This window comes from Chitinophaga sp. Ak27 (assembly GCF_012726295.1).
Lineage (GTDB): Bacteria > Bacteroidota > Bacteroidia > Chitinophagales > Chitinophagaceae > Chitinophaga.
The window spans coordinates 187,655-208,997 of sequence record NZ_JABAOB010000006.1 but is presented as its reverse complement, the minus strand read 5'-3'; the positions used below and the strand labels follow the sequence as shown (position 1 = coordinate 208,997).

The 21,343-nt window shown below is 45.4% G+C and carries 20 protein-coding genes and 1 pseudogene; 2 read left to right on the top strand and 19 right to left on the bottom strand.

Annotated elements, in window-relative coordinates:
- Positions 1-33: 33 nt before the first annotated feature.
- The 17 genes and pseudogenes from HGH90_RS20560 to HGH90_RS20480 form a co-directional block, all read right to left on the bottom strand.
- A complete protein-coding gene (locus tag HGH90_RS20560) occupies positions 34-1,713 on the bottom strand; it encodes an ArnT family glycosyltransferase (RefSeq protein WP_169191801.1) in 1,680 nt (559 codons plus the stop codon).
- Between the two features lie 40 nt (positions 1,714-1,753).
- Positions 1,754-2,851: an N-acetylglucosamine-6-phosphate deacetylase gene (gene nagA / locus HGH90_RS20555; RefSeq protein ID WP_168765206.1), complete on the bottom strand. Its 1,098-nt coding sequence runs from the start codon at positions 2,849-2,851 to the stop codon at positions 1,754-1,756.
- Positions 2,852-2,861: 10 nt separating this feature from the next.
- Entirely contained in the window at positions 2,862-3,260 is a 399-nt protein-coding gene (locus tag HGH90_RS20550) for a VOC family protein (RefSeq protein WP_168765205.1), read from the bottom strand.
- Positions 3,261-3,285: 25 nt separating this feature from the next.
- Entirely contained in the window at positions 3,286-4,089 is an 804-nt protein-coding gene (locus HGH90_RS20545) for an amidohydrolase (RefSeq protein WP_168765204.1), read from the bottom strand.
- 65 nt (positions 4,090-4,154) lie between these two features.
- Positions 4,155-4,613 (bottom strand): regulatory protein RecX, encoded by a 459-nt coding sequence (locus HGH90_RS20540; protein ID WP_169191800.1) that lies wholly within the window; start codon positions 4,611-4,613, stop codon positions 4,155-4,157.
- A 41-nt stretch (positions 4,614-4,654) separates the two neighbouring features.
- Complete coding sequence (locus HGH90_RS20535; RefSeq protein WP_168765202.1) at positions 4,655-6,988, bottom strand: ATP-dependent helicase; 2,334 nt, start codon at positions 6,986-6,988, stop codon at positions 4,655-4,657.
- A gap of 195 nt (positions 6,989-7,183) precedes the next feature.
- Positions 7,184-8,254: a fatty acid desaturase family protein gene (locus HGH90_RS20530; RefSeq protein ID WP_168765201.1), complete on the bottom strand. Its 1,071-nt coding sequence runs from the start codon at positions 8,252-8,254 to the stop codon at positions 7,184-7,186.
- Positions 8,255-8,625: 371 nt separating this feature from the next.
- The gene (locus HGH90_RS20525; RefSeq protein ID WP_145661225.1) at positions 8,626-9,126 is read right to left on the bottom strand and encodes an RNA polymerase sigma factor; all 501 of its coding nucleotides are present in this window, start codon (positions 9,124-9,126) and stop codon (positions 8,626-8,628) included.
- Positions 9,127-9,443: 317 nt separating this feature from the next.
- Positions 9,444-9,560 (bottom strand): annotated as a pseudogene (locus HGH90_RS32290) (DUF308 domain-containing protein); the annotation flags it as partial.
- Positions 9,561-9,578: 18 nt separating this feature from the next.
- Positions 9,579-9,815, bottom strand: coding sequence for a DUF308 domain-containing protein (locus HGH90_RS20515; RefSeq protein ID WP_169191799.1), 237 nt, complete (start codon positions 9,813-9,815; stop codon positions 9,579-9,581).
- Between the two features lie 543 nt (positions 9,816-10,358).
- Positions 10,359-11,897 carry a M28 family peptidase gene (locus HGH90_RS20510; RefSeq protein WP_168765199.1) on the bottom strand — a complete coding sequence of 513 codons (1,539 nt, stop codon included), beginning with the start codon at positions 11,895-11,897 and terminating at the stop codon, positions 10,359-10,361.
- Positions 11,898-12,018: 121 nt separating this feature from the next.
- Positions 12,019-12,477: a ribose 5-phosphate isomerase B gene (rpiB, locus tag HGH90_RS20505; protein WP_168738060.1), complete on the bottom strand. Its 459-nt coding sequence runs from the start codon at positions 12,475-12,477 to the stop codon at positions 12,019-12,021.
- A gap of 30 nt (positions 12,478-12,507) precedes the next feature.
- Positions 12,508-13,365, bottom strand: a complete 858-nt coding sequence (gene tatC / locus HGH90_RS20500; RefSeq protein WP_168765198.1) for a twin-arginine translocase subunit TatC — start codon at positions 13,363-13,365, stop codon at positions 12,508-12,510.
- 594 nt (positions 13,366-13,959) lie between these two features.
- A complete protein-coding gene (locus HGH90_RS20495; protein WP_168765197.1) occupies positions 13,960-15,231 on the bottom strand; it encodes a hemolysin family protein in 1,272 nt (423 codons plus the stop codon).
- A gap of 42 nt (positions 15,232-15,273) precedes the next feature.
- Positions 15,274-15,843: a guanylate kinase gene (gene gmk / locus HGH90_RS20490; RefSeq protein ID WP_168765196.1), complete on the bottom strand. Its 570-nt coding sequence runs from the start codon at positions 15,841-15,843 to the stop codon at positions 15,274-15,276.
- Positions 15,844-15,972: 129 nt separating this feature from the next.
- Entirely contained in the window at positions 15,973-17,283 is a 1,311-nt protein-coding gene (gene murA / locus HGH90_RS20485; RefSeq protein ID WP_168765195.1) for a UDP-N-acetylglucosamine 1-carboxyvinyltransferase, read from the bottom strand.
- Positions 17,280-18,002, bottom strand: a complete 723-nt coding sequence (locus tag HGH90_RS20480) for a DUF4290 domain-containing protein (RefSeq protein WP_168765194.1) — start codon at positions 18,000-18,002, stop codon at positions 17,280-17,282. The genes murA and HGH90_RS20480 overlap by 4 nt, the downstream gene beginning before the upstream one ends.
- Positions 18,003-18,144: 142 nt before the next feature.
- Between HGH90_RS20480 and HGH90_RS20475 the strand changes: the two genes are divergently transcribed.
- Both HGH90_RS20475 and HGH90_RS20470 read left to right on the top strand, forming a co-directional pair.
- Entirely contained in the window at positions 18,145-18,897 is a 753-nt protein-coding gene (locus HGH90_RS20475; RefSeq protein WP_168765193.1) for an SDR family NAD(P)-dependent oxidoreductase, read from the top strand.
- Positions 18,898-18,936: 39 nt separating this feature from the next.
- The gene (locus tag HGH90_RS20470) at positions 18,937-19,644 is read left to right on the top strand and encodes an alpha/beta fold hydrolase (protein WP_169191798.1); all 708 of its coding nucleotides are present in this window, start codon (positions 18,937-18,939) and stop codon (positions 19,642-19,644) included.
- A 7-nt stretch (positions 19,645-19,651) separates the two neighbouring features.
- Here the strand turns inward: HGH90_RS20470 and HGH90_RS20465 are convergent, their stop codons facing one another.
- Together HGH90_RS20465 and HGH90_RS20460 are read right to left on the bottom strand one after the other, a co-directional pair.
- Complete coding sequence (locus HGH90_RS20465; protein WP_168765191.1) at positions 19,652-20,584, bottom strand: tryptophan 2,3-dioxygenase family protein; 933 nt, start codon at positions 20,582-20,584, stop codon at positions 19,652-19,654.
- A gap of 55 nt (positions 20,585-20,639) precedes the next feature.
- Complete coding sequence (locus tag HGH90_RS20460; protein WP_079471223.1) at positions 20,640-21,107, bottom strand: Lrp/AsnC ligand binding domain-containing protein; 468 nt, start codon at positions 21,105-21,107, stop codon at positions 20,640-20,642.
- Positions 21,108-21,343 lie beyond the last annotated feature (236 nt).

Sequence of the window (21,343 nt, the reverse complement as noted above, 5' to 3'; positions counted from 1 at the left end):
AGATAAGGCGCACCGTTGGTGTGCCTTATCTGTTTATTTCTCTACTATTACCGGTATCACGGGACTATTATGGGTAGGAGGCAGATCTCCTGCAAACACCGAAAACTTCAGTTGGTAATGTCCCGGCTTATCCGGCATCACCACCTCCAGGTTTATTAAGCGGCGCAACACCGCCCTTTCAAGCGTCATAGCCGATTTAACCGGTGGTAAATCTTCGTCTTTAGTAGTAAAGCCATATCCTAACACCGGCTCATTGGTACGATCCAACCGGATGGGCTGATGATAATCATTATTAGGCTGCAACATCACATTAATATGCTCTCCCCGCTTTGCCTTGATCTGCTTCAATGCCGGCTTTAACTGTATCAGTGAATAAGAATAATAAGCAGGCACCATATCGTAGTCCCACACGCCATAAATCGTACGCACACTATCCGTAACAGGAATGCCTGATCCCGGGTCAAATACTATCATAGCGGGCTTTCCCCACAACTGTACTTCTGTATCCCAGAAATTATACTGGCTACGACGGGAATAGCGGCTATTGAGGCTATAAGACAACTGCCCGGTATAAAACATATATTTAGATGGCAGCTGGTAGCTGTTCAGAAAAACTACCGGGCGCCCCTGTGCCCGGGCCGCCACCTGCGAAGTCCATTCTTTGTTGTGATGGATTTCCGGCCTGATTTCTACTCCCGGCATAAAGTCCCAGATCATGTACACCCTGGTAGCCAATACCAGCAACAGCGTAACCGGCAAAGTATATAACAACCATTTCTGTGACCAGCCCTTTCTTACAATCGCCTGGTGGGCCAGGATCACCGTTGGCGTAAACAGCATCACCGTCCAGTTGGCCTCTACTCTTCCCTTGAAGGTGCTGAGCAGGAAAAATGCCAACACGCCTATCACACAGAACTTCAGCGCCCGCTCAAATGAGTTCTGGATAGGACTCCGGAAAGCATAATACAGGATCAGCCACCCCAGCAAAGGCCCGAACAACAACAATTGCCCTCCCAGGTAGTCGAGCGTATAACTGATATCATAAGAAGAGGCATTACGTTCTACCAGGTGATATTGCAGGGACGGGAAGCCATGGGTATACTGCCAGTAAATATGTGGAAAAAACAGGATTGTTGTAATGATCACTGCCACATAAAACTTGAAAACTTTGATGAGATTGATATTGGATAGGAAGGTAAAAAACACCAGTAACACGCCATGGTACTTACTATAAAACATCAATGCCATGGAAACGCCCAGCAACAGGGTATTCTTCCAGGTTTGTTCATTCACAAAATTACGGTATACCCAGAAGTAAACAGCTGCAAAAAAGATCAATGGTACATCCGGCACCGCCAGTATCCCACCAATCTGCATTGCGCCCATGGCGCCTATCAGCAGGTAAAACAGTTTATTATCCTTTGAAGCAATGAGCCTGGCGGTTATCCACAGCGTGAGCGTATTGACGATTGCGATCAACAACCTCACTCCCAACTCATTATGAAAGATGCCGTAGCCTATCTTGATGAGTAACGCAATCATAGGCGGGTGATCAAAATACCCCCAATCCAGGTGGCGTGAATACACCCAATAGTATGCCTCATCATCCCACAGCTCCGAGAAGCAGGCCTGTAACAAGCCTAAGATCAGCCAGGAAAGCAGGAACAGATTTTTATACTGGTCTTTTTTAAAAAACTGAGGTAGTGCACTCATGTGGATATACAGTATGATTAATCCTGCGAAGATAGGGCTATTAACAGTATACTGTTGTACTCCAATTTGAGTGGATGGCTACCAGCGCCGCATCATAGCCTACGGCAATGCGTCCAAGCTCCTGTTCCCGGCCTATTGCCCGTGCCGGGTACAGCGACCCCATTCTCAGGGCTTCTTCCAGCGGAATGCCTACCTTCTCTACACAGTTACGCACGGCCTGGGTCATTGTCAAACAGGAGCCTGACAGCACCCCGGTAGCACTTACAAAACGATCCTTCTCCCGGATATATATGTAGCCACCAGCCCTATTCTCTTCTACCGCATCGGTAATCAGGAATAAGCGCTCCTTCATCATCTTTTTGCTGATGCGGATAGATGCAAAATCCACATGTATACCATCAGCCACAATGCTGGCGCATACCTGGGGATGATCGTAAATAGCACCTACTATTCCCGGAGCCCGGCTTTCCATCGGCGACATGGCATTAAAAAGGTGGGTAGCATGATGGATACCATTATTGAAAGCGGTATAGGCCTGGTTGTAAGTAGCATTGCTGTGTCCTGCAAATACTACGATACCTGCCGCCTCAAGCTGTCTCACCAGCTCCGGATCACAGCATTCGGGCGCAAGGGTAATGATCTTCACTACATCCCGTCCGTTATCCAGGATCCAGTTGATGTCTTCCTGGGTAGGCGGATGAATATATTGTTCCAGGTGGGCGCCTTTCTTGGCCGGGTTAATAAATGGTCCTTCCAGGTGCAGTCCCAACACACCCGTTCCCCCCTGCTGCCAATAGGCCCTTACCGCTCTCATGGCCTCCAGCATGATTTCGGGACCAATAGTAGCAACTGTTGGCATAAGCCATGCGGCGCCACCAGCGCGGCTATAAGCCACGGTACCAGCGAGCGACGCGATGGACGGGTACATGGAAAACACCTCTCCATTTCCGCCATATATCTGTAAGTCAATGAATGCCGGCGCCAGCAAAGCCCCCTGTAAGTCCGTTTCATGGCCGCTAACCTGGTATTCCGCTGCAGGCACTATGGTTGTTATCTTTCCCTGGTGGGTGGTCAGTACGTGATTATCCAGTATTTCTTCACCAGTAAAGATCCTGGCGTTGACGAAGGTAACAGACATACAATATCATTTACAGGTGTGAAACAACTTCATATAACTCTAAAGGCAGCCCATCAGGGTCTGTAAAAAATGTAAAACGTTGTTGGGTATGCGGGTCAATGCGGACGGGTTCTGTAGTCACCCCCTTTTGTAGTAGTTGTTGTACTGCAACAGTAATATCTGCCACGGCAAAGGCCAGGTGTCGCAGACCACAAGCCTCCGGGCGACTTACCCGCGGGGGAGGGTTCGGGAACGAAAATAATTCGATAATGTACTGGTTACCCAGTGCCAGATCCAGCTTCCAGGAGTCCCGTTCTTCCCGGTATACTTCCCGGATTACCTGCAGGCCCAGCACATCGGTATAAAAGACTTTACTACGGTTGTAATCAGCACAGATAATAGCGATGTGATGGACTGCCTGTAATAACATATGTTTTATTTTAGCCGCGGCTAGGTTATCCTTTCGGTAAAATCGTGAATGCGTCTGCGTCTTTCAGGAAGGGGATATTTTTCCTCACTTCATCCAGCCGCTCACGTTGAAGCGTATACGTAAATACATCTTCATCGTGCGATTTGCGGTAAATAATTTCTCCCATTGGATCTATCAGGCTGGTTTCTCCACTGTGATAGATATTGTTCCCATCATTACCTACCCGGTTTACACCGATGGCAAAGCATTGATTTTCAATAGCTCTTGCTTGTAACAGGGTGGTCCAGGCTGTTTTACGCCTTTCCGGCCAGTTAGCAACATATACCAGCAGGTCGTAAGCCGCTTCATTGGTATCGGCTTGTATTGTATTGCGGGCCCATACCGGGAAACGCATATCATAACAGATATTCAGGTTAATTTTCCATCCCTTTACCTGTGCAATCAGGCGCTTGTTGCCGGGAGTATAATGTTCATTTTCACCTGCATATCCAAACAGGTGACGCTTATCATAGGTACCATAGGTACCGTTGGGCAACATCCAGATCAGGCGGTTCAGATATTCGCCTTGTTCTTCGATAATTAAACTACCAGTAATGATAATATTCTTCTCAGCCGCCTTTCGTTTCATCCACTGAACAGCAGTTCCGTCCATCGTTTCAGCAAGCTGCGCGGACTTCATACTGAACCCGGTGCTAAACATTTCCGGTAAAAAAACCACTTCCGTCCTTTCGGTAATGCTGTTGATTTTTTCATCAAACATGCGCAAGTTGGCTTCCCTATCTTCCCAGTGCAATTGCGACTGTATAAGTGTTACTTTCAGATCTGACATTATCGGTTATTGTGATCACAAAATTAAGTCGTGGCCAGTTAGAAACTTTTCAAATTATTGCCCTGTTAAGCGTCGTTCTTTGCGATTTGTTCAAGTGCCTCCTGGATTAACTCCGATTCGAACCCTCTTTGCAAGAGGTATTGCATTGTTTTATACCGGCGCTTCATGGCTGTTTCATTGCGGAGCGACTGGTATTTCTTATCCGCCAGCTTTAACAATACGGCGGCATAATCATCCGGATCTATCTCCTCCATTCCTTTCTTAATGCAATAGGCCGATACCTGCTTCTGTTTTAGCTCCATCTGGATTTTCTTCCGGCCCCACTGCTTGATGCGAAACTTTCCGCCAGCATAGGCCCTGGCAAACCGCTCTTCGTTGAGGAAGTTTTCGGCCACCAGTTCTGCAATGGCTTCTTCTACTTCCTCCCCCCTTAAGCCCAGCTCGAGGCACTTATACCTGGTTTCCTGGTGGCTTCTCTCCTGGTAAGCGCAAAACTGCCTGAGTTTTAATATGGCTGATAGCATGTAGCTGTTAGCTTTAAATGTAGTTCACCTGCCGTACGCCGCTATTTCACAATTCTCAGCTTGGCATAATTCAGCATTATTTTCTTTTCGCCACCTCCTTTAGGGAACAGGATCGTAGCAATCCTGTTGTTCGGCGCGCCTTCCATAGCGGTGATGGTACCAAAGCCGAACTTCTGGTGCTCTACCTGCATACCGGGCACCATACCCGCCGGGTCATCTGGAGCAAAATCGGCCGAAGGTACATGGGTAGTAGCTCCGGAAAAAGTAGGCTTGGGCGCTGGCTTCTGTACTGGCTGCTGTTGCTGCTGTCCAGGTGTTTTCCGTTGCATGCGGTCAAACATATTGCCGCTATTGCTCCAACCGGAAGTGTTACCTCCGCCAAAAGCATTACGTACACTACCTCCGCCGGCATAGCTGCGGTCTATAAATTTCTCCGGCATCTCTTCCAGGAAGCGGCTAGGCTCATTTTGCACCAGGTTACCGAAGCGGTAACGGCTGTTGGCATAAGTAAGCCACAAACGCGCCTTAGCGCGGGTGATAGCTACATAAAACAAACGCCTTTCCTCTTCCAGTTCCTCGCGGGTGTTGATAGACATCCCACTGGGAAACAGGGTTTCTTCCAGTCCTACGGTAAACACTACCGGGAACTCCAGCCCTTTGGCAGCGTGAATGGTCATCAGTTTTACTACATCGCTGTCTTCATCATTACCCTGATCTGCATCGGTCAGCAGGGTAATTTGCTGCAAGTAGGAGCCCATGCTCTTATCCAGCAGCTCGCCTTCCTCATCGGGAGTTTCAGTAAATTCCTTGATGGAGTTCAGGAGTTCCTGCACGTTTTCATAACGGGCAAGCCCCTCCGTAGTTTTATCGTTAAAGAGTTCTTTTACCAGGTTGGTCGATTTGCCCACAGCCACCGCCACATCATAGGCATTATGTGTGGTCAGCAATGCCTGGAAGCTCTTAATCATCACCACAAAAGCCTCAATAGCCTCCACTGTACCGCCTTTGAATCCAAATTCACGGGCTCTTTCCAGCACTTCCCACATGGTAATGTTGTGCTCATTACTCAGCACAATGGTTTTTTCGATCGTTGTTTTACCTATTCCACGTACCGGGTAATTAATTACCCGCTTCAAACTTTCCTCATCACGGGTATTCATGGTAATGCGGAGATAGGCCACAAAATCCTTAATTTCTTTACGCTGGTAGAAAGAAAGGCCTCCGAAAATGCGGTATGGAATGGCTTTCCGGCGTAAGCTTTCCTCGAAAGAACGGCTCTGGGCGTTGGTACGGTACAGGATTACAAAATCGCGGTTGTCGTAATGATTCCGCAACTTTTGTTCTGCGATGGTATCTGCCACAAATTTACCTTCTTCGTTATCTGTCATGGTGCGTACCAGTTTAATGGTATCGCCTTCCGTGTTATCAGTCCAGAGATTTTTCTCAATTTGTCCTTTATTGTGGGCAATCACTTCATTGGCCACATTCAGTATGGACTTGGTACTGCGGTAATTCTGTTCCAGTTTTACCACTTTCACATCGTCATAGTCTTTTTCAAACTGGAGGATATTCTGAATGGTAGCGCCGCGGAAGGAGTAGATACTTTGGGCATCATCTCCCACCACACAAATATTTTCATTGACAGCACCCAGTAATTTGATGATTTCATACTGTGCAGGGTTAGTATCCTGGTACTCGTCGATCATGATATATTTAAACTTATGCTGGTATTTATGCAGTACTTCCGGAAAGGATTTAAGCAGTACATACATTTTAAACAGCAGGTCGTCAAAGTCCATCGCACCATTCTTGAAAGTACGTTTGGCGTACATATCGTAAATTTTACCTATCAGGGGCCGGTTGGCGCGCATATCTTCGGTTTGCACCAGGTTGTCCATGAGGTATTCTTCCGGCGCCATGAGGCTGTTTTTGGCAGCGGAAATACGGTTGTAAACGAAGCTGGGTTTATAGTGTTTATCATCGAGATTTAGCTCGTTGATAATTGTTTTGATCACGCTTTTGGCATCGTCGGTATCGTAAATGGTAAAATCGCTGGGATAACCAAGCCGGTGAGCTTCTCCACGCAGGAGGCGGGCAAATACCGAGTGAAAGGTACCGATGTAAAGATTACGGGCTTCGCTGCCGCCTAAAATCTTTTCCACACGCTCTTTCATCTCGCGGGCAGCTTTATTGGTAAAGGTGAGTGACAAAATATTAAACGCATCCACTCCATTCCGCATCAGGTGTGCAATCCGGGTGGTAAGCACCTTGGTTTTTCCCGAACCGGCGCCTGCTACAATCATCAAAGGGCCGTTGATATGTATTACTGCTTCCCGCTGTTGCTCGTTAAGCTCGTCTAAATAGTTTGCCTTCATCACGACTGCTGTTTATATTTTATATATGTAGAAAGATATGTATTTCAGAAGGGTGTAAAAGTACGAAAAAGGAGCTAAGGAATAAACTGACAAGTGGGGTTTTCGCGTATCAATGTTAACTTTTTACAAAAACAGCGAAGAACAATCCGTTATTTGTTCTTCGCTGTTCCCTGGCGACCGTTATAGGTCAATATCTTATGGCTTTGCGCCTAGTGCTTTCATAAAACGGAAATGAGATACCACCGCTCCCTGCATAGTGGGAATACAATTGTAGGGCAAATTATGCTCTGCACATTTGGCCGCCACAATTTTACTGAGCGCCGGATAATGTATATGGCTGATCCGTGGAAAAAGGTGATGTTCCACCTGGTAGTTCAGTCCACCTAAGAACCAGGAAATCGTTTTATGGTCCGGGGCAAAGTTGGAGGTAGTTTTTACCTGGTGAATAGCCCATTCGTTTTCAATCACTTTGGCATCATCTCCTACCGCTTCAAATTCCGTTTCTTCCACCACGTGCGCCAATTGGAATACAATAGCGAGGGTGAAACCCATTACCGCATGCATTACTGCAAATCCGGCAGCCCAGGCTTTCCAGCCCAGGAGCACGATAGGCAGTACGATATAAAAGCCAATATATAAAACTTTACTTCCCCAGAACACCATATGATCAGTTATTTTCATGGGTTGCAGGGGAGTTCTGTAGACTTTACGCCCCAGGTATTTCACAAAATCCATAATAAATACCCATGCGAAGGATGAAATAGCATATATCAATACCACATACAGGTGTTGAATACGATGCATGGGCACCCATTTTTGAGAGCTGCACTGGCGCATCAGCGGACTTTTTGCGATGTCGTCGTCCAGGCCGTCTACATTCGTGTAAGTATGATGAATAATATTGTGCTTTTGTTTCCAGATGAAGGCATTGCCTCCCAGGGCATTGAGGGTAAGCCCAAAAGTATCGTTCACCCAGCTATTGGTAGAATAGCTGCCATGGCAGGCATCATGCATGACATTAAACCCGATACTGGCCAGTACAAAACCCAGAACGGCGCAGCAAGTCAATGCAAACAGGCCCGACATGGGAATGAACAGTACGGCTATATACAGCGCGATGGCTACGGGAATGAGGATAGCCGTTTTAAGGTATAGCTTCCAATTGCCGGTTTTTGCGATGTTGTTAGACTTAAAATACTCTTCCACAGCCGATTTGAGCGCCGGAAAAAACAAAGCATTCTTGTTGTTGAAAGTAACTCTTGGCATAATAAGCATTGTTGAGCCGGCGTACAGTAATAGTAGGAAAGCTGCAGATGATTGAATCGTGTTGCTAAGTAACGGTTTAAAACCGGTAGTTGTATATTATTCTCCCCGGGAACCGATTATTTAACAAAGAATTGTGCTTATTGCCTGGAGGGTATTGAAAACAGGTAACAGAAATCTGCAAACCGGCGTACAGCAGATACCTCGCTTATCTGAAGGGAATTCAGATATGGGTACAACATAACAATCGTTTAGTCCTTGCTACGGGTTGTTCACAGACCCCTAGCAGCGCTAATCATGGTATTGTTGAGGGTTTGCAGACTTCTGTTATCCAAAAGCCTGAATGGGTTTATTCATCCTTCCGGTTGCGGTCATTAATGCCTGGTAATGCGCGTTTTCAGCATTTTCCGGGCAAAATGGATCCGGCTTTTCACCGTTCCCAGGGGTTCATTGAGAATGGCGGCAATTTCATAATACTTATAACCTTCAAAGTAGAGCAGGAAAGGCTGTTTGAAAATTACAGGCAAGTTGTACACTGCCATCTGTACATCTTTCACCCGCAGGTCGGACTCTGCGAAATTTCCGATGGCAGAGGGCTGGTGACTCAACAGGTAATCGCCGACCGCATTATCGAGCAACCGGTATTGCCGGTTACCACGACGGTAGTTATTTATAAAAATGTTCCGCATAATGGTGTAGAGCCAGGCGCGGATGTTAGTGCCGGCCAGGTATTTATCGCGATTAGATAACGCGCGGAACAGTGTTTCCTGGTAAAGGTCCTTGGCAGATTCTGAATCTTTCGTCAAGGTCACTGCATAGGGCCGCAGGAAATCGGCATTTCCAAGTAATAAGCTATTGAATTCGGTGGATGACATAACGGTTAACTTTAAGTGATTCACAATTACTACAGTAACAGCCGTTAAACGGCCGGGAGACAACATAAGGCAGCATGGTAAACATCGGGCTCCCTCCGGTTTGCTACCGGCACCTGTGGCGCTTTATTCACAGGGCGGTATCAACACCCTGAAACAGCAAAACAGGTGCCTTAATCAGGTGTGGCGGTTATCATCAGGAATAGTTTTAGTGAAAAAATAAACTTGCATATGGGGTATTTTAAATCGTAAACAGCGTATTGGATCATTGGATCTTCTATTTCTACTATTGTTCAAAGCCTGCCACCTCCTGCTATATACTATCCTTCTCCTGTAAACATTCTCCTCAGCCTGATAGTGCTAATTAATTCAAATACGCCGGCTATCATGGCCCAAAATGCTACCAGGTAGATCAGCGCAGTTCCTGTAGCAAACGGATTGTGAAGTAAGGAAACCTAATATAACGCCAGCAATCCCGAAAGTAAGAATATGCTACGGTTTTCACTTATCTTGCGCGCCGCGATCGCTCCCACTATTGCTAATAATTCTCCGATAAAAAGATACGCGCCAAAGAAGACAATCAACGTAGCCAAAGTAGCATCAGGCCATCCTACTTCCAGTCCCCCTAATACCAAAGCAAAAATCCCTCTTAATAAAAAGATCCACCAATAAGCGTTATAAAAGTCATGCATGCATTTGCAGTTTAAGGTTTCACGATAGTAACTGTTAAATGGCAGGGTTTATCAATTGCGTGCAATAAGCATTTTCCGTTTTAATGTGCTGAACAACCAGGAAATAATAACAAGGTTTTAGTAATGCATGTACTTAAGTGTTTTTGCAACAACATCGGTGTCTCACCATTACACATGGCTGCCTTATGGAGTAGTAATGTTCTGAAGCAAAGGTGGCACGTGCTTCCATACTGGTAAGTTTATTGGTTACAGATAGCGGAACATCGCATAACAACACTCTGCCTGCTATAGCATCCGCATGATCCTATAAATACCGATTGAACAACAACAGCTTAAAAATTTCGGTGGGGCCCGACTCTCAAAAATAAAGGTCTGATATACTCACTTGCAAATCCCTACATTCCTTTTATGCAAATCAAAAGACCACGTAATGATTGCTCTACACACAATTTAAAAAATTTTGTTAAAATAAACAAAAAGGTTTTTACTTATCCTGTAAAGCAATGCAGTAGCGGAAATATAGGGAGCTCATCTGCAATAAAATTATCTCTCATGACGGTCTACCACTAACCGGTGTTCGCGATTGGCAATCTCCCAGGCTGTGTAAAAAACCAATTGTGCCCGCTTGGCGAGCAGGTCATAATTGATTTTATCTACCGTATCAGTAGGCGCATGGTAATCGGCATGCGTACCATTGAAGTAAAAAATGATGGGAATACCGTGTCGGGCAAACATATAGTGATCTGACCGGTAATAGAAGCCCTCAGGATCGTCGGGATCGTTGTACTTATAATCCAGTTTTAAACGGGTGTAGGTATCGTTAGCCCGTTCATTAATAGGTCGCAGGGCCGAACTGAGCTTATTATCGCCAATAATATACAGGTAGTTGGTATCTTTTTCATGTGCCGGATCTATACGCCCAATCATGTCGATATTCAGATCGGTAACTGTTTGCTGCAAGGGGTAAATGGGATGTTCGGTGTAGTATTGCGATCCGAGCAGGCCTTTTTCTTCGCCTGAGACAGTCATAAATACCATACTTCTACGTGGGCCATGACCGGCTTGTTTAGCCCGGGCGAAGGCGGCGGCTATCTCTAATACTGCGCAGGTACCGGACCCGTCGTCATCGGCGCCATAAAAAATCTCGTCACCCTGTTTTCCCAGGTGATCGTAATGCGCTGTTACGAAAACCAATTCTTCTTTTTTATCGGTGCCCTCCAGGTAAGCCAGTACATTAGATGGATGGAAGATAGTGGCGGCTTTATCAAATACAATACGTACCGGCGTTTTGATCAGGGAAGGTATCTTAAGGCCTTTATCTATCTCCTCCGGCAAACGGTCGTTACTATCTATCCCAATAATGGCTGCAGCAAGCGTGGGCGTAATGAAATATACATTGGGATGAGCGGTCGTATCCTTCTGGGAATAAAGGCCCGTCATGCGGATCCTCTGTTGATTCAGCGACCGGTAACGGCCGGCAGACGGCGAAATCACCAGTACTGCCAGCGCTCCCCTGGCTTTAGCGGCTGCAATACGTTCGTCCAGGTTGCCTTTATCCCGGTATGCGCCACGTTTTACCATTTCGCGGATCATCACCACCTGTCCTTTTACATCGAGGTTATGATAGTCATTGTATTCTCCCGTTACAATTCCCTGATCGGCATATATTATCTGAGAGATGTTGATATCCTGGTTCTCTCCCGCGCGGAGATCGGAAAGAAAGTCTTGCCCATATAAAAAGGTTTGGTTCCGGACGGTGATGCTGCTGTTTACCAGGCTATCAGAATATAACGGATAATATTGCTGCCATTGACCATTAGCGCCTGGTTTAAGCCCTGCAGCGGCAAACTGGTCCACTATATAGGCTGCAGCTCTTTCCTGCCCCGCTGTGGTGGTTTCCCGCCCTTCCATGCCCGGACCTGCAATAATATGCAGCTGTTTGCTCAGCTTCTCCGCGGTAATGGTTTGACCATATTTTTTCGCGACGGGGTTATCCACCGGAGTAGCAGTATTTTCTACCTGCGCCTGCACAGTAGCAAAAAAGAAGAAGCAAATAACAGTAGCTGCAACCCGCATGAACATGATTTTATTGAACAATCACCTGGATACTAAAATAAAAAGAGCCGGTTGAAAGCCGGCTCTTTAATATTACCACATTTTCGTGTATTCGTTACAGTAAAAAATGATATATGGCGTTAAACCGTTACAGGCAGGCCATTTTGCGTACCCTGTCCTGGTGGCGGCCACCTTCGAAAGAGGTGCCCATAAATACTTCCACCATTTGCGTAGCTACGGGAATATCTACAAAACGGGCTGGTATACACAGCACATTGGCATTGTTATGAGAGCGTGCGAGCCTCGACAATTCCTCTCCCCAGCAGATAGCTGCCCTGATGCCCTGATGCTTATTGGCTGTGATAGCTACACCATTGGCACTGCCACAAACCAGGATACCAAATGCAGCCTGTTCTCTCTCCACGGCAGTAGCTACCGGGTGCGCGTAGTCAGGGTAATCCACAGAATCTTTGGAGTAGGTACCATAATCTTTTACCTGCAGACCTTTGGATTCAAGGAAAGAAATTATCTCTTCTTTATACTCAAACCCTGCGTGATCTGAGCCAATTGCTACAGGCAGAGCAAGATTAAATATCGTGTTTTCCATTTCAGTTACTTTGTTTACAGTTATAGATAATTAAGACCACTCTTCCACCTCTGTTTTCGCCAATTTATCTTCACGATCTCTCATCGCCTTTTTGGATATAAAGATACTGATTTCATACAGACAGTATAAAGGCGTAAATACGATCAGCTGATCCACCAGGTCGGGCGGGGTAATAATGGCCGCCAGGATCAGGATAACCACAATAGCATGGCGCCTGTAGGCCCGGAGAAAATCTGGTGTAAGAATACCAATCTTGGTGAGGAAAAATACCAGCACCGGTAATTCAAACAGTAATCCCATACCTAATACAATCTGTGTCATCAGGTCCATGTAATCATCTATAAAAAACTGGTTAACAGCTTTTGTTGTCACGGTGTAGGAAGCGAGGAAGTTAATGGTAAACGGCGCCATCAGAAAATAGGCAAAAGCGATACCCAGGAAGAACTGGAAGGATACCCAGAAGATCACTCCCCTGGCGCCCCTTAATTCTCTTTCCTTCAACGCTGGTTTTACGAAACGCCAGAATTCCCAGAAGATGTACGGAAAGGCGCAAACAAAACCAATAATAAATGCCATTCTGAATTGCAGCATAATTTGCCCTACCATCTTATAGTTCAGGAATGTCACTTTTACCGGCGTAATACACAGTTGGTTGCCCAGCCCAACCCAGTGTCCCAGCTTGCAGAGGGCGATATAGGAAGGGAAGTTAGCGTTGGTAGGCCCAAAAATAACGTTGTCAATAATTTCCTGGGTATATACAAAGCCAAATATGCTGAATGCCACGAGTGCCAAAGCCGATCTGACGAGGTGCCACCTTAAGTCTTCCAGGTGGTCGAAAAAAGACATTTCTGCCTTGTCCTCATTGCTTGAGAAAAATTTCTTTAACATACTTTATATGATCGAACGATATTGAAAACTGTTTGCTATTAAGGATCACAAATATAGCGGTTGGATACTACAAATTAGAGTAGCGTCGGCATTTTAATGCTGCTTTAAGTAATTGATCGGGTAAAATGCGAGAGAAAAAATAAAGTGTAGGAAGATAAAGGGAAAACAGAGGGAAAAGTAGATAAAAAAAAGAGCCAGCCCGAGAAGAATCAAGAGCCGGCCTTTCATCCATTGTTTGTTAACCCCAAAAAAGTTGAATTCGAGAATGTCTTTAGCTTCCAGTTAAACTACTTACCCAATTGATGGCAAGCGTTCAGTATAAGTAAGAATTCCTGGTTGCGTTTTATTTTGTAATACAAAAATAACAAGAATTATTTTATTATCAATGTTGGAACACTTTTTTTACAACCTTTTAACAAAAATCAAATCATTGTGTTACATCATCTAGAGCAAATGTATACAATCCGTGTTAAATTCCTACTACTTTTTTTTAAAACGTTTTAGCTAATTTGTTATTGACTCGTTAATATTAGTATTAAATAAATAATTATATCATATTAATATCTGATAAGTCAACCTGATTCACAGTAACCCCTATACTAACATTTTCATCTTCACCATTTCAATCCGGGTATCTGTAACATTCAGAATATCAAACTCATAGTCATCGATAATGATGCGTTCTTTGATCTTCGGAATGGTTTCGTGGTGATTGATTATATACCCCGATAACGTTTCGCTTTCGTCTTCCGGGAAGTCCAGACCATATCTTTCATTCAAGTAATCGAGCTCCAATCTGCCGGAAAAAATATATTCTTTCTCGGCAATCTGCTTCTCCACAAACTCTTCTTCATCATGTTCATCCTTTATATCGCCGAATATTTCTTCCAACACATCTTCAATCGTAACAATTCCGGCTGTTCCGCCGAATTCATCCACTACCCAGGCAATGCTTCTACGCTCCTTATTGAATTTGCTCAACAGGTCGATAGCGCTCATCGTTTCAGGCACGGCCAGGATAGGATGGATAATGGAACTGATATCCTTCGGATTTTTGAACATATCTAACTGGTGGATATAACCGAGGATATTATCGATGGAACCTTCATAGATGATAATCTTTGAGAGCTTGGTATCCATGAATTTTTTCTGCGCATCACCAATAGGGCGATGAATTTCCATGGCTTCAATCTCCTTGCGTGGAATAAGGCAACCACGGATTTTTACATGTGCAAGGGACAAGGCATTTTCAAACAGTTCTGTATTCAGGTCCTGGTTGTTTTCCCCGAAGTGTTGTTGCGACTGCCTGATAAAATGCTCTACATCCACGCGGGTAAAGGATTCACCGTTTTCGAGCAATCTTACATTAAACAGGTATTTAAGCATCCACTCAGATATAGATACGAGAACGTTACCTATTACATAGAGTGGTTTCGCAATCAATGAAATGGGCAGTGCAAAAAAGCTGAGCAGTGCTTCCGGCCTGGACCGGAATAGGGCCCTGGGAATAAAGAAACCCAGGAAAAGCATGATCAGGCTGGCCAGTATTACCTCAATGAAAATAACAAATGGCTGCAGGCCGGCAGCTTCAGATTTGCCCATGAAAGAATCCCAGGCGGGCTGAAAGACGCCTGCCACCATAATACCGTAGATGACTACAGTAATAGTAAATCCCACCAGGCTGGTTGCCAGGAAACGACTAGGATTTTCATTCAGACTGGCCAATATCTTACCAGTAGCCCGTCCCTGCTTCTTTTTCAGCTCAATGCTCAATTTATTCACATTGGCGAAGGCGGCTTCTATACCAGAAAAGAAACCCGCCAGCAGTACGAGAAAAACTAAAATAATAATTGTGTATCCATCCATCCTAACAAAAATAAGGAATTAGGAAAACCAACGATCAAACCGCTATTTTATATTTAAAAAATCTGTTACCAGCTTTTTTACTTCTTCATATGCCTTTTCCAGTTCATCGTTCACCACAATCTGGTCAAATTCATGTGAGAAGGATAATTCATAGCGCGCTTTGGCCAAACGCTCCTCCAGGGAAGCCTGCGTTTCGGTACCGCGCTCGCTGAGCCGCACTCGTAGCGCTTCTAACGATGGCGGTTGTATGAAAATAGTCAGCGCATTTTCATGATACTTCTCCTTAATAGATAATGCGCCCTTCACGTCAATATCCACCATGGGGATCTGCTCGTTACTCCAGATACGTTCCAGCTCACTTTTGAGGGTGCCATAATACTTACCGGCATATACCATTTCATATTCCGCAAAAGCATGGTTGTCGATATGCTGATGAAATTCATCTGCAGACATAAAATAATAGTCTTTCCCATTTACTTCACTGGCCCTTGGTGTGCGGGTACTGGCGGAAATAGAAAAAGCCAGCACAGGCAGGTTAGCCAATAACTTTTTAACGATGGTGGTTTTACCAGCGCCAGAGGGAGCGGTAACGATAATGATCTTTTTTTCCATTAGTAATGATAAAGTAGATGTAGCTGACTATGCCAAATGCAAAACCCAAAAACCAGTAAAAAAGTATTGCTGGTATTTGGGTTTGTAAATAGCGGCTGCTACTATGATAGCTTAAATAGCGTGCAGCTCTTATACTCGTTTAATATCCGCGCCCAGTTTTCTCAACCTCTCATCGATATATTGGTAACCGCGGTCTATCTGGTCTATGTTCTGAATAGTACTCTTTCCTTCTGCGCTGAGAGCGGCAATGAGCAAGGATACCCCTGCACGTATATCGGGAGACGACATGGTAATACCGCGTAGCGGATGCTGACGGCCCAGGCCAATCACAACTGCCCGGTGAGGATCACACAACACGATCTGCGCCCCCATGTCTATCAGCTTGTCGACAAAGAACAGGCGGCTTTCAAACATTTTCTGGTGAATCATGACACTGCCTTTTGCCTGCGTAGCTACTACCAGCACAATACTGAGCAGATCGGGCGTAAAACCGGGCCAGGGATGGTCTGAAATAGTCAGTATTGATCCATCCAGGAAAGTTTGTATTTCGTAGGAATCCTGTGAAGGAATGTAGATATCGTTGCCCCGAATCTCCATCTGGATACCGAGTTGACGGAATTTTTCCGGGATGATGCCCAGGTGTTCGATACCGGCATTTTTGATGGTGATTTCACTTTGCGTCATTGCCGCCAGTCCTATAAAGGAGCCGATTTCTATCATATCCGGCAGCATGCTGTGTTCACAGCCACCCAGCTGCGTTACCCCTTCAATAGTGAGCAGGTTGGACCCTACCCCACTGATACGGGCGCCCATGCGGTTCAGCATTTTGCAAAGCTGCTGCAGGTATGGCTCGCAGGCCGCGTTATAAATAGTGGTAGTTCCTTCCGCCATTACAGCTGCCATCACAATGTTGGCAGTACCTGTTACGCTGGGTTCATCGAGGAGCATATAGGTGCCTTTCAACCCACCCGCTGTTTCCAGGCGGAAGTAGTTATCGTCAGCATCATATACAAACCGGGCTCCCAGCTTTTCAAAACCGATAATATGGGTATCGAGTCGGCGACGGCCTATTTTATCGCCACCTGGTTTGGGAATGAAAGCACGTCCAAACCTTGCCAGCAAAGGCCCTGCAATCATCACAGAGCCACGGAGACGGCCGGACTTCTTTTTAAATTCGGGACTTTCCAGGTATTTCAGATCTACATTATCGGCCTGAAACTCGCAGGTATCGCGACTTATACGGTTTATTTTTACACCTGCATCTCCTAACAACTCTATCAGCAGATTTACATCTACTATATCGGGAATATTTGTGATAGTAACCTTTTCGGGGGTTAGCATCACGGCACTGATGATTTGTAAAGCTTCGTTTTTGGCACCCTGGGGTATAATTTCCCCTTTTAAGCGGTTGCCGCCTCTTACTTCAAAAGCACTACTCACTTGTTCCTGTTTTTGTTGTATTTATTATTGTGCTTATTGCTACTTCCGCCGCTTTTATTTCCACCGCTGTTGCTGCTTTTGAATTTATTCTGCTGGAAATTTTTACGTTTGTTGCTGGAACGGAATTGCTCACCGCCACCAGCTACATTTCCGCCGCCACCAGGGAAGTTAGCGGGAGCTGTTGCAGTACCGCTGCTATGGCCCGGATGGTATTCCAGCTGACCATTTGTGATGGCCAGTAATTCGGCCTTAATGGCGTCATCATGTACACTTTCCTTATGCCAGTTAGTGTAAGCCAGCTTCATATAATTGCCGATACATTGGGTAAACCCTTCTTTCATTTCGGGGTTTTCTTCATGTACCGCTTTATCTATGATCATTTCCAGGTTTTTTCCGAAGTGACGGTTCCTGGGATATTTTTTAGGGTAAGGCAGTCTATCTGGTTTAGCCCTCAACTTTTCAATAGTAGGAATCGGGTAAGGTGATTCCACTTTTAGGGTGAAGCCGGAGATATTAAAGATATGGTCCCATAATTTATGCCTGAAGTCCTCCACATTCCGTAAATGCGGGTTCAGTGTACCCATAAGCTCTATTACGGCCATGGCATTACGCTGACGCTCCTCGTCGTCTTCTATGGTTCCCAGGTATTCCACCATTTTCTGGATATTCCTGCCATACTCCTTCATTATCAGGTAATTACGCGTGGTATTGTATTCCATTACTAGTATTTAAAAAAACATGATTTGATGATGGGACATCTTAAGTGAAGAAAATTAATCGGCAACATCTATGCAAACATAATAAAAAAATATGAGGAACATTTCATCCGCCGGTATTGTTTATAAGAGCAAAATGTTTGTTATGGAAGTACTGAAAAACAAGGTAGCACTGGTAACAGGCGCCGGATCGGGGATTGGCAAATGCGTGGCAGAACTCTATGCCAGGAACGGGGCGAGCGTAGTGATCAGCGACATCGATGAAAAGGGCGGAGAAGCGGTTGCCAAAGCCATTCAGCAGACCGGTGGCAAAGCTATCTTTGTAAAATCAGATAGCAGCAATCCTGGCGACTGTGAGCAACTGGTAGTCAAAGCGCTGTCGGAATTTAACCAGCTGGACATTGCCTGTAATAATGCCGGCATTGGAGGTGCAGCAGCTCCAACGGGCGAGTACAAACTGGAAGAATGGCAAAAAGTTATCAATATCAACCTCAGTGGCGTCTTTTACGGCATGCGTTACCAGTTACCAGCCATGGAAAGGGCCGGTGGCGGGGTAATTGTCAATATGGCATCTATTCTGGGCGCCGTAGGCTTTGCCGGTTCCTGCGCTTATGTAGCCGCCAAACATGGGGTGGTAGGACTTACACAGGCAGCGGCGGTAGAATATTCTGCCAAAGGCATCCGGATTAATGCAGTAGGGCCCGGCTTTATAGAAACGCCTTTATTAACCAAACACCTGAGCCAGGAGCAAATGCAGGCCCTGGTAGGATTACATCCGATTGGCAGGTTAGGGCAGCCGGAGGAGGTGGCGGAAATGGTATTGTGGCTGAGCAGTCCTCAATCGTCCTTCGTCACTGGTGGCTATTATCCCATTGATGGCGCTTACCTGGCCAGATAAGCTTTTTGCTTCTTAAAAAATGTTTGCTAGTTTTAGTCAATGCAAACAAATAAGCTCCCCATACTTTTTTTACACGGCGCATTGGGCGCTGCCTCTCAATTTCAGCCATTAGCTGCCGGGTTATCAGAACATTATGAGGTACATCAGCTTAATTTCAGCGGCCACGGCGACGTACCCTTTTCCGAGCAGGGATTCAGTATACAGGTATTTGCCGCAGAAGTATTATCCTATCTGGAAAGTAAGGCACTTGACTTCGTACATGTTTTTGGATACAGCATGGGCGGGTATGTAGCCATGTACCTGGCCAGACACTATCCAGAAAAAATTGGCCGCGTTATTACACTCGCCACCAAGTATAACTGGAATGAAGCTACTGCCGGCAAGGAGGTAAAACAGCTGGATCCAGTAGTAATAGAGGAAAAGGTACCTGCTTTTGCGAAGCTGCTGGCCGAGCGGCATACGGCCGGCGACTGGAAAACGGTGGTATCCCGTACTGCCCAGCTGATAGAAGAACTGGGACACCAGGCATTACTGAAGCCCCGCGATTATGCGCAGATCGTTACTCCGTGCATGCTGATGATGGGCGACCGTGATAATATGGTATCCTTCCAGGAAACCATTGAGGTATATAAGGCCTTGCCACTGGCCCAGCTCACAGTATTGCCCGACACGGCGCACCCCCTAGAAAAGGCAGATGTACCTCTACTGGCCTATTATATCAGGCGTTTTACAACCCAAAATATTTGAGGTATTATTAGTGGTGGCCCATGGCCAGCTTTCCCCAGTTATCAAGGTCCGCTTCGGTCCATAGCCCGGGGAAGAAGACGATGCGTTTATTTTTCGGCGGCAGGTATTGTTGCCAGTTGGTGCCACCGGTAGCAGCAATGTCTTCAGGGGTTTTGTGGAGATATCTTACAGCTGATTTATAATGTACTAGGGGCCAGCGTACGTTTACATTCAGATCGTATTCTTTTAATAAGGGCGCCACGATGGCCTGATCGGCCGGAGAAAGCTGCTGGTAACGAGCTTCCAGGTGGCGGTGCTCATATAGGGTAGCCATCTGGAGAAAATCATCCATATACTTTAGCTCAAACTGCCGCAGGGTAAGTGTTTTCTTGCCAGTAGCCAGTTCTGTGGCGCCACTGCGCCAATAAATACTCTCCAATACATCCTTCAGGGGCGCTTCCTTCAATGGAGGGCGCATAGGTTCATATACCAGGTTGATTAACCGGGTAGAACCTATTTCTATCATCCTGAACTGGCCGCTCTGAAAGCCGCTGGCAGGCAGTAATGCCATGCGAAATTGCAGGAACTGTTCCTTATCCATCCCATCTACCATTATTTCAAATGAGCTGATAAGGCTATGGAAATAGCTGTTAATCCGTTTGAGCTGGGTAACAAATATTTCAGCCGACAGAACAGGCGTCAGCGCTATTTGTGCGATGGCCTGCAATGATAATTTAAAATACAATTCCGTGATCTGGTGATAAATGATGAAAATTCTTTCATCAGGAATCTGCGTGCGCGGGTGTTGCAGGTTGAGCAACACATCCAGCTGAATATAATCCCAATAGGTAAGGTAGTCCGCGTACAGTAAGCCATCCAGGTAAGCCGACAGGTTTTGGCCCATAGCGGCATACTTCTCCTCCAGCTGTCGGATTTTCTCGGCGATTTCTGGTGTAACCATACTGGAATTTAACGATTAAGCGTGAAAATTTAACCGCGCTGTTCCATTCCGGTCACTATTCCACAACGTTGATTGTTCGGTAAAAGCTCTCTTCCAGGGAAATCAAGGTTTCAGTTCTTTCAATGCCTTTTATTTTCTGTAATTCATCATGGAGGATACGGCGAAGCTGGGTAATGTCTTTACAGATAATTTCAGCAAACATGCTGTAACTGCCTGTGGTATAATTAAGGCGCACCATTTCGGGAATTTTCCTTAATTCTTTGGCTACCGTGTCGTACATGGAGCTTTTTTCCAAATAAATACCAATAAAGGCAATTACATCGTAGCCAATCATTTTTAAATCTACATGTAATTTAGTACCTTTAACTACACCCAGTTCTTGTAATTTCTTCATTCTCACGTGGATAGTCCCGCCGGAAACGAACAATTTCTTCCCCAGGTCGGCGTAAGAGATCTCAGCATTAGACATCATTTCGCTGATAATCTGCAAATCGAGTTTGTCAATATTCAAATTGTGGCTCATTTTTACAATTTGTTTTTGAATGTATTAAAGTTATATGCAAATATTTAAAAAATATCGAAAATTCCAAAATTTCTCTTAAAAAATTTGCAAGAAACTACCCTTCTCTTTAGATTTGCATCATAATCATTACACAAACGGCTAACGACAAGCAATAGCAGGTAATGATATAAACACACTGTGGGATGATGAAATTGGCAGACATGCCCTCTTGTCTCGGGGGTGGGGATCACAGGATA